General features: G+C 50.5%; 15 protein-coding genes. 7 read left to right on the top strand and 8 right to left on the bottom strand.

The window, feature by feature from the left end:
• Positions 1 to 111: 111 nt before the first annotated feature.
• The 6 genes from O0S10_RS06880 to O0S10_RS06855 form a co-directional block, all read right to left on the bottom strand.
• Complete coding sequence (locus tag O0S10_RS06880) at positions 112 to 870, bottom strand: SDR family NAD(P)-dependent oxidoreductase (protein WP_268925147.1); 759 nt, start codon at positions 868 to 870, stop codon at positions 112 to 114.
• A gap of 160 nt (positions 871 to 1,030) precedes the next feature.
• Positions 1,031 to 1,507, bottom strand: a complete 477-nt coding sequence (locus O0S10_RS06875; RefSeq protein ID WP_268925146.1) for a VOC family protein — start codon at positions 1,505 to 1,507, stop codon at positions 1,031 to 1,033.
• A gap of 1 nt (position 1,508) precedes the next feature.
• Positions 1,509 to 2,669 (bottom strand): TIGR04083 family peptide-modifying radical SAM enzyme, encoded by a 1,161-nt coding sequence (locus tag O0S10_RS06870; RefSeq protein ID WP_268925174.1) that lies wholly within the window; start codon positions 2,667 to 2,669, stop codon positions 1,509 to 1,511.
• 62 nt (positions 2,670 to 2,731) lie between these two features.
• The gene (locus tag O0S10_RS06865) at positions 2,732 to 3,124 is read right to left on the bottom strand and encodes an acyl-CoA thioesterase (protein WP_268925145.1); all 393 of its coding nucleotides are present in this window, start codon (positions 3,122 to 3,124) and stop codon (positions 2,732 to 2,734) included.
• 103 nt (positions 3,125 to 3,227) lie between these two features.
• Positions 3,228 to 3,821, bottom strand: a complete 594-nt coding sequence (locus O0S10_RS06860) for a hypothetical protein (protein ID WP_268925144.1) — start codon at positions 3,819 to 3,821, stop codon at positions 3,228 to 3,230.
• A gap of 243 nt (positions 3,822 to 4,064) precedes the next feature.
• Positions 4,065 to 4,826, bottom strand: coding sequence for a hypothetical protein (locus O0S10_RS06855; protein ID WP_268925143.1), 762 nt, complete (start codon positions 4,824 to 4,826; stop codon positions 4,065 to 4,067).
• A 203-nt stretch (positions 4,827 to 5,029) separates the two neighbouring features.
• On the opposite strand from O0S10_RS06855, the gene O0S10_RS06850 reads away from it, so the two are divergent.
• The gene (locus tag O0S10_RS06850; protein ID WP_268925142.1) at positions 5,030 to 5,482 is read left to right on the top strand and encodes a peptidylprolyl isomerase; all 453 of its coding nucleotides are present in this window, start codon (positions 5,030 to 5,032) and stop codon (positions 5,480 to 5,482) included.
• A 14-nt stretch (positions 5,483 to 5,496) separates the two neighbouring features.
• A complete protein-coding gene (locus tag O0S10_RS06845) occupies positions 5,497 to 6,216 on the top strand; it encodes an SAM-dependent methyltransferase (protein ID WP_268925141.1) in 720 nt (239 codons plus the stop codon).
• A gap of 172 nt (positions 6,217 to 6,388) precedes the next feature.
• On the opposite strand, the gene O0S10_RS06840 is transcribed toward O0S10_RS06845, so the two are convergent.
• Positions 6,389 to 7,618 carry a class I SAM-dependent methyltransferase gene (locus O0S10_RS06840; protein ID WP_268925140.1) on the bottom strand — a complete coding sequence of 410 codons (1,230 nt, stop codon included), beginning with the start codon at positions 7,616 to 7,618 and terminating at the stop codon, positions 6,389 to 6,391.
• A gap of 364 nt (positions 7,619 to 7,982) precedes the next feature.
• Here O0S10_RS06840 and O0S10_RS06835 point away from each other — a divergent pair, with 364 nt between their 5' ends.
• Positions 7,983 to 8,615: a GyrI-like domain-containing protein gene (locus O0S10_RS06835; RefSeq protein ID WP_268925139.1), complete on the top strand. Its 633-nt coding sequence runs from the start codon at positions 7,983 to 7,985 to the stop codon at positions 8,613 to 8,615.
• A gap of 31 nt (positions 8,616 to 8,646) precedes the next feature.
• Here the strand turns inward: O0S10_RS06835 and hcp are convergent, their stop codons facing one another.
• Positions 8,647 to 10,188: a hydroxylamine reductase gene (hcp, locus tag O0S10_RS06830; RefSeq protein ID WP_268925138.1), complete on the bottom strand. Its 1,542-nt coding sequence runs from the start codon at positions 10,186 to 10,188 to the stop codon at positions 8,647 to 8,649.
• A 128-nt stretch (positions 10,189 to 10,316) separates the two neighbouring features.
• Between hcp and O0S10_RS06825 the strand changes: the two genes are divergently transcribed.
• The 4 genes from O0S10_RS06825 to O0S10_RS06810 all read left to right on the top strand — a co-directional run bounded on the left by O0S10_RS06825 (position 10,317) and on the right by O0S10_RS06810 (position 14,819).
• Complete coding sequence (locus O0S10_RS06825; RefSeq protein ID WP_268925137.1) at positions 10,317 to 10,757, top strand: MarR family winged helix-turn-helix transcriptional regulator; 441 nt, start codon at positions 10,317 to 10,319, stop codon at positions 10,755 to 10,757.
• Positions 10,754 to 12,490: an ABC transporter ATP-binding protein gene (locus O0S10_RS06820; RefSeq protein ID WP_268925136.1), complete on the top strand. Its 1,737-nt coding sequence runs from the start codon at positions 10,754 to 10,756 to the stop codon at positions 12,488 to 12,490. Before O0S10_RS06825 ends, O0S10_RS06820 begins: the two co-directional genes overlap by 4 nt.
• Positions 12,490 to 14,397: an ABC transporter ATP-binding protein gene (locus tag O0S10_RS06815; RefSeq protein ID WP_268925135.1), complete on the top strand. Its 1,908-nt coding sequence runs from the start codon at positions 12,490 to 12,492 to the stop codon at positions 14,395 to 14,397. Before O0S10_RS06820 ends, O0S10_RS06815 begins: the two co-directional genes overlap by 1 nt.
• Positions 14,398 to 14,459: 62 nt before the next feature.
• Entirely contained in the window at positions 14,460 to 14,819 is a 360-nt protein-coding gene (locus O0S10_RS06810; RefSeq protein ID WP_268925134.1) for a winged helix-turn-helix transcriptional regulator, read from the top strand.
• Positions 14,820 to 14,823 lie beyond the last annotated feature (4 nt).

Below are 14,823 nucleotides of genomic sequence, written 5' to 3'. Positions count from 1 at the left end.
ATAAATTTTACTAAATTTAAAATTAGTATGAATTTATGAGTTTGCATGAAAGAACATTTGGAACAAACTCCGAACAAAACGTCAGAAATGATTTTAAAAGGCAAAAAAAAGTTATGGCCGAAGCCCGCTGCCGCCCTGCACTGTGAAGGTCTCGCCGCTGATGTAGGCGGCATCCTCGGATGCAAGGAACACGCAGATTCTTCCGATGTCTTTTTCCGGGTCGCCGAATCTGCCGAGCGGGATACCTTTGATGGTCTGCTCATAGACCTCGGGATACTCACGCCGCCACTGATCCAGTGACTCGGTGTAGACCAGTGGGCAGACGACGTTCACGTTGATACCAAACGGTCCCCACTCAGTTGCCGCAACCCGCGACATCCCGCGGATGCCTTCCTTCGCCGCGGCATACGAGGACTGCCCCGGTTTGCCGAAAAGACCGGCACCCGATGCAAAGTTAATGACGCTTCCTTTTGTTTCCTTCAGATACGGGAAGCACTCCCGCATGTAGAAGAACGCGGCATACAGGCCCGAGTTGATCGCCAGATCGAACTGCTCTTTGGTATGATCAGCAAGCATCACTCCGGAGGCAGAGACCTGGGCATTGTTGATCAGCACATCGATCTTCCCGAACCGGTCAACTGCCTGTCTGACCGCGGCCTTTACCTCGTCTTCATGCCCGCCATCGGCGGCGACCGGCAGAACCGATACGCCGAAGGCCTCAAGTGTTTTCTGTGCGTTCTCCAGCCGCGACACGGTTCTGCCGGTGATGACCAGATTTGCGCCTTCCTTCGCGAACGCTGTTGCAATACCGAATCCGATTCCTTTTCCGCCGCCGGTGATTAAGACGACTTTGCCATTCATCTTTCCCATGATTGTGTACCTCTCAGATGATCTTTCAGTATCGTCTCAGGGAATATATACTCTCCGGGAAAAATGGACTGTGGGTATATCGTGTGGTACGGTGGAGATATTTCACGATGATTTTTTCCAAAAAAAAGAACGCGAACTGGTGGCATTACAACCAAAAAAGTTAGAGAGCGGAGTTTTTGACCATCTCCACCATTGCAAGCGGATGCTGGGTCTTTGCCGCGGTCTCTTCCATGCTCATGCCGCTTGCAAGACAGCGGCGGATCACAACCGTCATACTCTCACCGATCTCAATCATATGCAGATTCGGATCATAGATGCGGACAACCCGCTGCCCCCACGGATGCTCAACCACATCGTGGACATACCGGATGCCCGAAATTGTTTTCAGGCGGGAGACGAAGGCATCGAACTCCCCCTCCTCAAAATATAACTCCATGTTGTGGGGACGGCAGAAGATCGTCTCCTCGGAAACACCGGTCATCTGCGCAAACGAACGCAGGGACTGCAGTGCCGGACCTCCGGCAAACGAGACGTTCTCACCGAAGTCATACTCCACTGTAAGATCAAACAGTTCCTGATAAAACCGGACCGAGGTCCCAATATCTTTCACCACAATAAGCGGGCCCATAAACTTCATCTTACTGCTCCACGATCTTTTTTACGAGCGTCATCACACCCGGTTTTGTCTTGCGCCGGACACGCGACATGCGTGCCGCAGGAACGGCGGCAGCCGCTCCTGCGGCCATCTCGGCCTCCATCCGGGACGTTATCTCATCGAAAATGCGTTTGTATGCGGTGCAGTGGGGATCAACACCATTTACACGTTCCGACGTTCCGGCAAGAGCATTGTACGGACAGCCGCCGCGACAGTAGGCAATGTGGGCACAGGCCCGGCAGGCCGTATCCACATGGTCCCTGAAGGCAAGCATCCGCTGCCCGGCAGGAGAGGACATCAGCGTATCAATGGACGGCGCATCAACGACCGTTCCCATCACCCACTCGGGCATTCCCACAAACCGGTAGCAGGGGTAGATTGCACCGTCAGGCCCTACAGCAAACGTTGTTCCCATGCAGTCCGCATACGTGCAGACACTCCCGCTCCGCGTAAACACGCACCGACAGAGGTCATTAATGTTCATGATCTCAAAATCGTCTGCATGCAGAAGTGCTTCATCCAGCAGATATACCAGAAGCTTCCCGTACTCTTCGGGGGACAGTGTCCACGCGTTCGGGTTGTCGCCTTTCAGGGACGGCAGTGCGGGATGCAGCTTCATGACCCATCCCTGCTCGCGGAAGAATCTGACAATCTCCTCCTTCTGTGCAACCGAGGAGTTGGTGAAGGTACAGATGAACCGGACGAGAAGTCCGTGGGCGGTCGCAATGCGGTAGCCGGCCATGGTTCGCGCAAAATACTCGTCACCGCGCTGATAGTTGGTCAGTGCCTCCGGCCCGTCAATGGAAGAGCCGAGCGGCACCTGATACGCGGCGAGAATTTCCGCAAGTTCATCGGTCATCAGCCAGAGGTTGGTCTGCATGGCAAACTCCGGCGACAGGTGCGCGAGGCGGGATGTGATCAGCGGCAGGACGGTCCGGTAGAACCCGGGACCCGCAAGCAGCGGCTCACCGCCGTGAAAAGTGAAGGTCACCCGCTGATCCCGCAGCGGCTCCAGCCACCGGACGATCTCCTCAGCGGTTTCTGCGGTCATCTTCGGCGAGTTCACATCCGAACTCCAGCAGTATTTACACTGCCCGGGACAGCCGAGTGTCGGGATGATCATCACATGGAAGGGATTTTTCATCAGTGACATACTGATTCCCGGCAAAAGATAAGTTTCTATCGGTACAGATTTTCAAAAAAAGTTCATGCAGATAACCGGGCGCGAAGTGCATCCGGAACCGGCATCATCTCCTCGTGCAGATAGTCAAAGTACACCAGCACATCCTCTGCTGTTGCGGCAGTATGTCCCGCATCATCAAGGATCGTGTGCCGGATCAGAAAACTCGTGTGTTTGACTTCGGTAACCATCGACTCCACCCGCACGACCCCCGGGTAGTAGAGCGGACGCAGATACCGGCAGCCGGTTGCAGCAAGAATCGGGCCATGATCGGGGCGGGTGCTTCCCTTCATCAGCCCTGCCTCCTCGCAGACACGGATGCGGGAGGTCTGCACATATCGGAGAATCGCGAGGTTGTTTACATGCCCGAAGGCATCAAGATCGTCCCAGTCGATTTGAATTTCTGTTGCAAGGCGCATGAGTGATTTTCCTGAATATGATCCGGCGGCAGGAGAGGTAAATGCTCTGGAAGGGACCGGGAGTACCTGAGAAGATGACTCCGGCGTCATCACGTTGCTGGTGTCAGATCACCATGCGCATCTCCACCGGGAACCCACAGTCCTTGAAAAACCGGATACGGCGGCTGCGTCCCACCAGGGAGGGGTAATGGTACATCACCCCGTACCAGGAAGAATGGAAACGGCGCGGACGAAGCATACCGCGGCGGTACAACCGATGCCGGCGCATGAGGTCCGATTCCCGTTGCAGCATATCCGGAAGGAGAGGGCTGAAATCCTCTACGTCGAGAATTCTTCCCGTTTCACGGGCATGATTTTCCGTAATGTAGAGGAGAATGTCAGCATGATGATCCTGCAGCAGGATCGGAACGGCAATATCCCCGGTACGGAACAGTTCACAGCCAAAAGGAGAATACGGCTCATCCTCATCATACTCCCCGTAGCCGCAGCCGGAACTCAGTGTATCTCTCATGAGTTTCCCGTGATGCTGAATCCGAAGACGATCATAATCATATGCAACGGTATAGATCAGCTGTATATCATAGGTCTGCTGTCCGCTCTTCCAGCAGGTTACACGGATTCTGACCATCTCGGGGGTCGCGATGCGGGTAGCATACAGCCGACCGTTGTCCCCGAGATCACAGCTCTGAAAGATCATATGTACCAGATATGGGCATGAGGCAGTTTAGTGTTTCTCGTCAGTGAAAAAAGGGAGGAAGTTCCAAATGGAGGAGAAAGACTCAGATCACCATGCCTATTTTCACCGGGAACTCACCGTCCTTAAAAACCGGATATGGTAACTATGCCCTTACACTATCCCCTCCATCTGATAACACGAATTCTTCCCTTCCTAAGGATGACAATGTGGACAGTATACCATAGAAATCACATCCTAGAAGAGTCATATGTACCAGATATGGGCATGAGTCTGTTTGCCGTGTTTCATCGGGTGATAATGGGGATAATACCCGCACTCCGAATGAGTTATATTCGAATGAAAACGTGGAATAGAGTATTTAGAATCTGATGCAGCACTCGCTACATCCTTTGCAAGAACATTCTGTACGGTAAACACATTCTGCCCCTTCATGAACCTGTCCACAGCCTCTGAACGGGTAATCGGGAACAAAGGATTGACGAGGATTACCATCTTTTTGCTTACTGGATCCCTGACAAGATAGGCTTTGTAGTAATATCGGATCTTCTCTTTGTCTGCAGCCGAGTAGTGATTGTAGTTTGTACCAAAATCCTGCTTTGCTGCGGTAAGGATGCGAGTCACATTCTTTGAGGTGGATATCTCGTAATTTTTGGAGTTCCACACAAGATCCAGATCAGGAGACTGATGAACTGTCAGTTTTTCCAGACATTGGACAAATTTTGAGTATTCGTTGAACGGATCAAAGGGGACATTCAATGCCTGGCACATCTCGGCAAGGACCTGAAAACCCACATAGTATGCAACCCCGTCAATCACATATTTGGCAAGCGGTACAACAAACGCATACTGCTGAGGCTGGAGTTCCCCTGTTGATACGTTGGAACAAAACACCATATCACCATTCGGGGCGGGGGATTCATGACCTCCAGAACCGAAGGTACTTTCACAGACCGCAGCCATCACGGGAGTCAGGATCAATGACAGACAGATCGTTGTAATGATCAATGTGCGAAGTAATTTTGATAACGTTATACAATATCGAATTTACCATTAAAAATAATATAATTTATGTTAAAATTGCCTATTAAAGAAAATAAACTCATTTATTGGGATCAGATTTGTGCGGAGAACAGATGAAAGGAAGGAGAACTCTGATCAGCCGGGAAAGGATGCTCATATTTATTGCCGTTCCGGTACACCTTGTACTCATGACAAGAGTAAAACTGGAGACAACGCTTGGTGACATCGTTATTGAACTGCGCGACGACATGCCGGTAACTGCAGGCAACTTTGCCGACCTCGTCGGCAAAGGATTCTATGACGGTGTCATCTTCCACCGGGTAATTGACGGATTTATGATCCAGGGCGGCGACCCTACCGGCACCGGTCGCGGCGGACCGGGCTACACCATCAAGGATGAGTTTATGCCCGACAATAAAAACAACCGCGGCAGTATCTCCATGGCAAACGCCGGCCCGAACACGGGAGGCAGCCAGTTCTTCATCAACCTCGTCAACAACAATTACCTTGACAAGGCACACCCCGCATTCGGTACGGTTGTCGAAGGCATGGACGTTGTTGATGCCATTGGTAAGGTGAAGACGGACTTTGGTGATAAGCCGCTGGAGAAGGTTGCCATCAAGAAGGCAACCCTTCTCTGACACTTTTCCCAACGATGAACTTTCCCAGAAGTACACAATACGACGAACTGTTTGTACGCGAAACGATGATGGGGCCAAACCCCCTGAAGCTGGTAGAGGAGCTGACCTGCGGTATCGATCTGAAACCCGGCATGAAAGTGCTGGACCTCGGCTGCGGCAAAGGTCTCACTTCCATCTTTCTGGCAAAGGAGTTTGGTGCGACCGTGTATGCAGTTGATCTCTGGATCACAGCAACAGAGAACTATGAACGCTTCAAAGCAGCAGGTTTGGAAGGCCGAATCATCCCTATTCATGCGAATGCGGAGGATCTTCCCTTTGCGCACGACTACTTTGATGCCGTAATCTCTGTGGACTCCTACCACTACTTCGGTAGAGAGGCAGGATTCATGGATGCAAAACTCGCGCCGTTCGTAAAGAAAGGCGGCAGAATTGCGCTGGCATTTCCCGGATTCAAAGAGGAGATTCATGAAAATCTGCCGGACGAGATTCTTCTGTCATGGACCGCTGAGGATATGGAGACGCTCCACAGCTGCGGGTGGTGGCAGAACATTCTTGCGCAGTCAGAGATGATCCGCATTGATGCACTCCGCGAAATGGAAGGCTTTGACGAGTGCTGGAGTGACTGGCTGAACTGCGGCAACGAGTATGCCATCAATGACCGGCCCGCCATGGAAGCAGGCGCAGGAAAGTACATGAACCTGATCGCCGTTCTTGCCACAAGAACCGCAGATTAAAAGAGGATGCGGGGGACTTCCGCAGTTCTCTTCTACTTTTTCGCACTTTCACACCGCGCGGCCATTTCAAGGTGAAATGAATAATGGGATAGTGGAAGTAATTCAGGTAGGAAACGGGAAGATAAAATGGATGGATCTTACACAGAGAAAAAGAAAGTGTTGTTGGTAATATCTACTCACTTATTTCTATACGCGGAATTATGGTCACAAATTTACCCCCCCATTCTCGAATGTATGCATTTTGATTCATGATTTCCTGCTTAATATTCCAAGGAATAATTATCAGATAATCAGGTTTAATATTCTTTATTGCCTCTGGAGATATAATCGGGATATGTGAACCTGGAAGATAACGTCCCTGTTTGTGTGGAGAAGCATCAGCTACTGCATAGATCATCTGATTTCCTTTGATACCACAATAATTGAAAAGTGTGTTTCCTTTTGCAGCTGCACCATATCCCACAACGCATTTTTTCTCTTTTTTAAGACGGATTAAAAATTCAAGGAAGTCATTCCGAATGTTTTCGACCTGTTTTCGAAATGTTACATAGACATCCAGAGTATTTAATCCATAATCAATCTCAGACTGAAGTACGGATGGCACAGATGAAGAAATAGGTTTGTCATCAGATTTGTGACATGCATAAATTCTTAATGAACCTCCATGTGTCGGTAATTCCTCAACGTCATAAATCTTCAAACCGTGTGCTGAGAATATCTGTTGTACCGATAATAACGATAGATAGGAGTAATGTTCATGATAAATCGTATCAAATTGAACATATTTCAAGAGATTCAGAAGATGTGGGAACTCCATAGTAATTGTCCCATCACGAGCCAGAGAAATCTGGAGTCCTTCAACAAAATCATTTATGTCAGGAACATGTGCCAGGACATTGTTACCGATTATGAGATTTTGCTTTCCACGAGTGTCAACAATCCATTTGGCAAGTTGTGTCCCAAAAAATTCTGGAATTGATTCAACTCCTTTTTCCGCAGCTTCCTGAATAGTGCTTGTTGAGGGTTCAACACCAACGCAGGGAATCTGAGATTTTACAAAAAATTGTAAAAGATATCCATCATTGGAGGCAATTTCCATTACTTTTGAGTTACTTGATAATGATAAACGAGGTATGATCATCTCTACATACTTTCGTGCATGCTCAACCCAGGATGATGAATAAGAACTAAAATATAAGTAATCGTCATCGAAAATATCTGCTGAGGAGGCATACTCATCCACTTGTACAAGCCAGCAGTGTTCACATACCATTATCTTTAATGGATAATAAATTTCTGAGTCGTTAAGTTGTTCTTCTCGAAGATAGGCATTTGATGGAGGAGCATTGACTAAATCAATTACTGTCTCTTTAATCTCTCTTCCACAAAACCTACACTTCATATGTCACCACACAAAATCTTGAATCCATACTCAGTAGGGTATCAACATGATCCTAATTAAATCTATTTATGAGTTAAAAATTCAGGATGTACTCCAGAATTTTGTCAGAATTTTTGCATCTATTTTGAATAAATATTGGATTAACTCCTGTTCCTACAGGGGTTTTGCAGGAAAAACTTCAGAGTAACTGCATAATTCAGCCCTACTTTCAAATTTAGAACTATTTTGTGAATTTTTTGTGATGAGACTGGCTCTGATATCCTACTGAGTTAGGATACAATATTTATACATCAGCTCAACCAAGAATGCACTTTCACACCGCGCGGACGCTCCTTCATATGGATATACCGCAAAGAATGAGCTGATGACAGGTAAACACGAGTGGCGCAAAGAGGATAAAGCCCTCTACCTCCCAAAGACGAAGCCGGAACTCATAACAATCCCCGTACAGAAATTTTTCCAGATATCCGGCACCGGAAACCCGAATGCCAGTCCTGCGTTCGCAGAAAACATCGGTATTCTCTACGCACTGTCCTATGCAATCCGCATGATGCCAAAGCAGTGCTATACGCCCGAAGGATTTGAACCCTACACCGTGTATCCGCTGGAGGGTGTATGGGGTCTTGCTGATCCTGCGTTGGGCAGCGAAGACAAGGACAACTTTTCCTACACGCTGATGATACGCCAGCCCGAGTTTGTGACCGAAGAGATTGTCCTACGGGCGACTGAAACGGTCAGAAAAAAGAAACCACAGCTTGCGGTGGACAAGGCAGTGTTTGGCACAATGGAAGACGGTCTGTCGGTTCAGATGATGCATCTCGGCCCCTATGATTACGAATCGGCAAGTTTTGCGCAGATGACGCAGTTTCTTCGCGAAAATAATCTCGAACGAACGTCTCTTCTGCACCGCGAGATATATATCTCGGATGCACGACGCTGCGAACCCATAAAACAAAAGACAGTGCTCCGCTGGACAGTCCGGCGGATACAGAAATGAACTTTCGAAAAAAAGGGGGAGACGGACTGCCTCAGACACAGGACAGTTTTACCAGATCCTCGGCAACCGTCGAACTCGACTGAAGGCCGAACGTCGTTACCAGAACGTTCAGGACGTCCGGTGAGACAAACTCCGGCAGTGAGGGGCCGAGCATGATATTCTTCACGCCGAGGTGCAGCAGGGCAAGCAGGACGAGGACTGCCTTCTGTTCATACCAGGCGATGTTGTAGGAGATGGGGAGATCATTGATACCGCAACCGAAGGCATCCGCAAGAGCGAGGGCGATGACCACAAGACTGTAGGAGTCATTGCACTGACCGGCGTCCAGCACGCGGGGGATACCGTCGATGTCGCCAAGCGCAAGAGCGTTGTAGCGATACTTGACGCAGCCCGCAGTGAGGATGATGGTGTCATGGGGAAGGGCCTTGGCAAACTCGGTGTAGTAACTGCGGCGCTTGTCCCGGCCGTCACATCCCGCCATAACAACAAATCTCCGGATTTTTCCGCCTTTGATCAGTTCAATGACTTTGGGGGCAAGGGCAAGGACGGCATCATGGGCGCAGCCGGTCAGAAGATCGGGACGGCCCAGTTCCTCGGGCGGTCGGCAGGTCCTGGCAAGGGCGATGAGTGCGGAAAAGTCTTTACTTCCGTCCGGTTTTGCATCGATGTGGGGACAGTTCGGAAAGCTGACTGCACCGGTGGTGAAGACTTTGTCTGCATAGGCCGGTGCGGGCGGCACAAGACAGTTGGTAGTGAAGAGAACCGGACCGTGAAACTTTGCAAGGTCCATTCTCTGTTCCGCCCACGAGCCGCCAAAGTTTCCGCGCAGCTGCGGATACTTTTTGAAGGCAGGATAGGCATGGGCAGGCAGCATCTCACCGTGCGTGTAGATGTCAATTCCTTCGTCCTTCGTTGCCTCAAGCAGCATGGCAAGGTCTTTGAGATCATGGCCGGTCACGAGAATGCCGGGACGGAGACCTGCACTCGTGGAGACGCTGGTGATCTCCGGAACACCATAGGTCTGGTTCGCTGCATCGAGAAGCGCGAGTACTGCGACACCGTGTTTGCCGCATTCAAGAACAAGTGCGGTGCGCTGATCGATGGTGAGATCCTCAAACCGCGATGCAAGTGCATCGCGGATAAAGGAAAGAATGGCATCATCGGTTTTTCCGAGAACAATTGCGTGGGAGTAGTAGGCGGCAAGGCCCTTCACCCCGAACAGCAGCAGTGAGAACAGCGAACGGGTGTTGGGATCACTGATGGCGTCAAGACCTGCGGGTGCGTCGAAGACAGGCTCACCCGCCGCCGGAGGCAGGGCGTTGTAGTGGCTGGTGATGCAGGAGAGATATTCGTTGAACCGTGTCTCATCGAAACTGACATTGGTCAGCGTTGCAAACAGTGCTTCCAGTACACACGGATCAAGACCGGTGTTCGCGGTTTTTGCCCGAAAGGAAAGGGCCGAGAGGGAGTACAGCACGCGGTCCTGTACCTCGGCAACGATTTTGTTTTTTCCGCAGGCTCCGCCAAGGGTACAGGCGGGTGTTTTTGATTCCTGACATTGTTGACAGTACATGGATTTCACCTTTTATTACTTTTAGATAGTAAGTATATTATTCACACTTAGTGATATAGGAAAAAGTTTCCAAAACCATACCATGGAAGAAAGATATTTATTTGTTAGCTCCCTAACAAAGGTGAAGTATGGAGCAACAGGTCATTATTCAGATAAAAATACTCACCAATACCATCAAACGAACGCTGCAGAACTCCGACTGCTTCTGCGACTGCCGCGGCATGACCGGCATGCACGGCTGGATCATCAGTTACCTCTGCCGCAATCCCAATCATGACATTTTCCAGAAGGATATAGAAGCACAACTCTCCATCCGCCGCTCAACGGCAACCGGCATGCTTCAGCTCATGGAAAAAAACGGCCTCATCATCCGCGAACCGGTACCATATGACGCCCGGCTGAAAAAACTCGTCCCCACCCGGAAAGCACTGGACATTAACCGCCGCATCGAAGAAAAATTTGAACAGATCAATACACAACTGATACACGGTCTCACCAGAGAGGAGGTGGATCTCTTCTGCTCGGTTGCCGAGAAGATGCGGAACAATCTCAGTGGATGTGAAACGTGAACCGAGTCATTGAACGACTGTCCGGTTCCATCCGCGAGTACCGGCGTGACAGCATTCTTACCCCGGGGTTTGTGACGCTTGAGGTCATTATGGAAATACTGATTCCGTTGGTTCTTGCAGGCCTCATCGACGACGGAATTACCGCAGGCAACATGAACATCATCGTAAAACTCGGACTTGTTCTGCTGTTGTTTGCAGTGATGTCTCTTGTTTTCGGCGTGCTTGCGGGAAAGTACGCGGCAGCAGCGTCCGCCGGATTTGCAAAAAATCTCCGGCATGATCTCTTCCACACCATTCAGAATTTTTCGTTTGCAAACATCGACAAATACTCAACGGCAAGTCTCATCACCCGCATGACAACCGATGTCACCAACGTGCAGAACGCGTACCAGATGATTATCAGAATTGCCATCCGTTGTCCGCTGATGCTGGTCTTCGCATTTCTGATGGTGGTCGGCATTCATGCAGAGCTGTCGCTGATCTTTCTCGTACTGCTTCCGCTTCTCGGCATCGGGATGTATCTGATCATTACCCGTGCCCAGCCGTTGTTTGAGCTGGTGTTCAAGACATACGACTCTCTCAACAAAGTGGTACGGGAAAATCTTCGCGGTATTCGTGTGGTGAAGTCCTATGTCCGGGAAGACTATGAGATTAAAAAGTTCCGCAATGTCTCAGCCTCCATCTACGGCTACTTCTCACATGCGGAAAAGATCCTCGCATTCACGAGTCCTTTGATGCAGGCAGTCGTCTATGCAAGTATTCTTCTCATCTCATGGTTCGGGGCGCAGTTCATCGTTCTTGGAAGTCTGACGACCGGAGAGCTGGTGAGTCTGATCTCGTACTCCATGCAGATTCTGATGAGTCTCATGATGCTTGCCATGGTCTTTGTGATGATCACGATGGCGCAGGCATCATCCCGGAGAATTGTGGAGGTTCTGGATGAAGAGGTGGACTTAACCAACCCTGCGGATCCGATCTTCACCGTTGCAAACGGCGACGTTGAGTTCCGCGATGTCGGATTCCGGTACACAAAGGATACCGATCGGGAAGTTCTCAAGGACATCAGTCTGAAAATACATGCAGGTGAAACGGTCGGTATTCTCGGCGGTACCGGAAGTGCAAAGTCAACGCTGGTTCAGCTGATACCCCGACTGTATGACACTACGAAAGGAACGGTCCTTGTCGGCGGAGTGGATGTGCGGGAGTATGACCTCAATACCCTGCGGGATGCGGTTGCGATGGTTCTGCAGAAAAATGTGCTGTTTTCAGGAACCGTTCGCGACAATCTCCGGTGGGGAAATCCCGATGCGACCGAGGAGGAGATTGTCCGCGCATGCAGGATGGCAAAAGCGGACGAGTTCATCGGGACACTGCCGGACAGGTACGACACACGGGTGGAGCAGGGAGGTTCAAACTTCTCCGGCGGCCAGAAGCAGCGGCTCTGTATTGCACGGGCACTGCTGAGAAAACCGAAAATTCTCATTTTGGACGATTCAACGAGCGCGGTTGATACCAGAACGGATGCACAGATCCGGCAGGCCTTCAAAACCGAGATTCCTGAGACAACGAAACTCATTATCGCCCAGAGAATTGCGTCGGTACAGGATGCGGACATGATCCTGGTCATGGATGCGGGCCGCATCTGTGCTTTGGGGACCCATGAGGAACTGCTGCAGAACAATGCGATATACCGGGAGATGTACCGTTCCCAGATGAAGGGGGATGATGTGTAATGCCGCCGATGGGAGGGAGACACGTGCGTCCGGGACAGTTTGCCGGAGGAGGTCCGCAGGATGCAGGAAGGACGGTTAAGCGGCTGTTCAGCTACCTGACGGGTATGGACCGGGTACGATTTGCCGTTGTTCTGGTGTGCATTGTTCTCAGTGCTCTTGCAGGTGTTGTCAGTTCACTGTTTATGGAGGTACTTATAGACGAGTACATCACACCGCTTCTCGGGATGGAATATCCGGTGTTTACCGGACTCCTCACGGCAATTTTTTTCATGGCCGTGATCTATGCTGCGGGTGTTGCAGCAACATTTGTCTATACGAGGTTGATGGTAGTCATTGCCCAGGGGATGCTGAAGAAAATCCGGGATCGGATGTTTTCGCATATGCAGAAGCTGCCGGTCAGCTACTTTGATACGCACACCTTCGGTGATGTGATGAGCCGTTACACCAATGATACAGATACCCTGCGGCAGATGATCTCGCAGAGTATTCCGCAGGTGTTCTCGTCTGTAGTGACGATCGTCGTAGTGTTTGCGGCGATGGTGTACACGAGCGGGCATCTGACAATTCTGGTGCTCTTTATGGTGGGTGTGCTGTTCTTTGTAACCAAGTACATCGGCACAAAGAGTGCGACGTACTTTATCCGGCAGCAGGAGTCGCTTGGTGTAGTGAACGGCTACATTGAGGAGATCATGGGAGGCCAGAAGGTGGTGAAGGTGTTCTGCCATGAGGGCACGGCAAAGGCAGAGTTTGATGCGATGAATACAGAGCTGTGCGGTCATGCGACGTCGGCGAACACGTTTGCCAATATTTTCATGCCGGTGGTGGCAAACATCGGCAACATCCAGTATGTGCTGGTGGCAATCCTTGGCGGAGCACTTGCACTTCTTGGGGTCGGCGGTCTGACACTTGGGGCGATTGCGGCATTCCTGCTGTTAAGCAGGAGTTTTATGATGCCGGTCAGTCAGGTGTCCCAGCAGATCAGTGCGGTGGTGATGGCGCTTGCCGGGGCAGAGCGTATCTTCCAGTTGATGGATGAGCCGGTTGAAGACGATGCGGGAACTGTCCGGCTGGTGAATGTGAGGCGGGAGGAGGGGGGTCTGGTGGAGACACTGGACGAGACGACGCTCTGGGCATGGAAGGAGGAGACCGAATCAGGCACGGTCTATACAGAACTGAAAGGAGACGTGCGGTTTTCGCAGGTGAGTTTTGGCTACACGCCGGAAAAGGAGGTTCTGCACGATGTCTCCCTGTATGCAAAGCCGGGGCAGAAGGTGGCGTTCGTCGGTGCGACGGGTGCGGGCAAGACGACGATCACGAATCTCATTAACCGGTTCTATGATATTTATGCCGGGAAGATTCTCTATGACGGCATTGATGTGACCAGAATAAAAAAGAGTGATCTGCGGTGGTCACTGGGGATGGTTCTGCAGGATACGAATCTCTTTACCGGAACTGTGATGGAAAATATCCGGTACGGGAAGCTGAATGCGACCGATGAGGATGTGTATGCGGCAGCGAAGCTTGCGAACGCGGATGAGTTTATCCGCATGCTGCCGGACGGGTATGCGACGATGCTGGAAGGGGATGGCGGCAGTTTGTCGCAGGGACAGCGGCAGCTGCTCTCAATTGCACGGGCGGCGGTGGCGAACCCGCCGGTGATGATTCTGGATGAGGCGACTTCCAGTATTGATACCCGGACGGAGGCGATTGTGCAGGCGGGTATGGACTCGCTGATGAGAGGAAGAACGGTATTTGTGATTGCCCACCGGCTTTCGACGATTCACAATGCGGACGTGATTCTGGTTTTGGAAAATGGCAGAGTCATTGAACGCGGCAATCATGAGACACTGATTGCACAGAAAGGGAAGTACTATCAGCTGTACACGGGTGCGTTTGAGCTTGAATGATTTTTACATCTGGTATCAAAAAGATACGAAGGTAGATAGGGGTATACGCCCCATCTTTTTGTATGGATGAGTTCTGTACCGTGAACCTGACCGTCCGGTATCTGACGAAGAAATGGACGTTGTTAATTATTCTTGAGCTGTTTAAGGGGGATAACTATACCCGAAGGTTTTCAGAGCTGAAGGATCGGCTGCCGGAGATTACGGCGAAGGTTCTTTCCGAGCGGTTACAGGAGCTGGAGGCGGAAGGGATTGTGTCAAAAACGATTGATGCAACTGTTGTTCCGATACGTTCCGAGTACACGCTGACGGAGAGCGGGATTGAACTGATGAAGGTGGTGCGGGGAATTAAATACTGGGCCCTGAAATGGAAGATTGATAATATTCCCTGCGGAAGTCAGGAGTGTAAACTCTGTAAACTCTGATGAG

The sequence above is a fragment of the Methanocorpusculum petauri genome, from assembly GCF_026891975.1.
Lineage (GTDB): Archaea > Halobacteriota > Methanomicrobia > Methanomicrobiales > Methanocorpusculaceae > Methanocorpusculum > Methanocorpusculum petauri.
The sequence above is the reverse complement of the archived record's forward strand: the minus strand, read 5'-3'. Positions and strand labels throughout refer to the sequence as shown.

Excerpts from the sequence above, each read along its gene's own strand:
- O0S10_RS06880 (WP_268925147.1), bottom strand. The coding sequence starts at position 870 with ATGGGAAAGATGAATGGCAAAGTCGTCTTAATCACCGGCGGCGGAAAA.
- O0S10_RS06875 (WP_268925146.1), bottom strand. The coding sequence starts at position 1,507 with ATGAAGTTTATGGGCCCGCTTATTGTGGTGAAAGATATTGGGACCTCG.
- O0S10_RS06870 (WP_268925174.1), bottom strand. The coding sequence starts at position 2,669 with ATGAAAAATCCCTTCCATGTGATGATCATCCCGACACTCGGCTGTCCC.
- O0S10_RS06865 (WP_268925145.1), bottom strand. The coding sequence starts at position 3,124 with ATGCGCCTTGCAACAGAAATTCAAATCGACTGGGACGATCTTGATGCC.
- O0S10_RS06860 (WP_268925144.1), bottom strand. The coding sequence starts at position 3,821 with ATGATCTTTCAGAGCTGTGATCTCGGGGACAACGGTCGGCTGTATGCT.
- O0S10_RS06850 (WP_268925142.1), top strand. The coding sequence starts at position 5,030 with ATGACAAGAGTAAAACTGGAGACAACGCTTGGTGACATCGTTATTGAA.
- O0S10_RS06845 (WP_268925141.1), top strand. The coding sequence starts at position 5,497 with ATGAACTTTCCCAGAAGTACACAATACGACGAACTGTTTGTACGCGAA.
- O0S10_RS06840 (WP_268925140.1), bottom strand. The coding sequence starts at position 7,618 with ATGAAGTGTAGGTTTTGTGGAAGAGAGATTAAAGAGACAGTAATTGAT.
- O0S10_RS06835 (WP_268925139.1), top strand. The coding sequence starts at position 7,983 with ATGACAGGTAAACACGAGTGGCGCAAAGAGGATAAAGCCCTCTACCTC.
- hcp (WP_268925138.1), bottom strand. The coding sequence starts at position 10,188 with ATGTACTGTCAACAATGTCAGGAATCAAAAACACCCGCCTGTACCCTT.
- O0S10_RS06825 (WP_268925137.1), top strand. The coding sequence starts at position 10,317 with ATGGAGCAACAGGTCATTATTCAGATAAAAATACTCACCAATACCATC.
- O0S10_RS06815 (WP_268925135.1), top strand. The coding sequence starts at position 12,490 with ATGCCGCCGATGGGAGGGAGACACGTGCGTCCGGGACAGTTTGCCGGA.
- O0S10_RS06810 (WP_268925134.1), top strand. The coding sequence starts at position 14,460 with ATGGATGAGTTCTGTACCGTGAACCTGACCGTCCGGTATCTGACGAAG.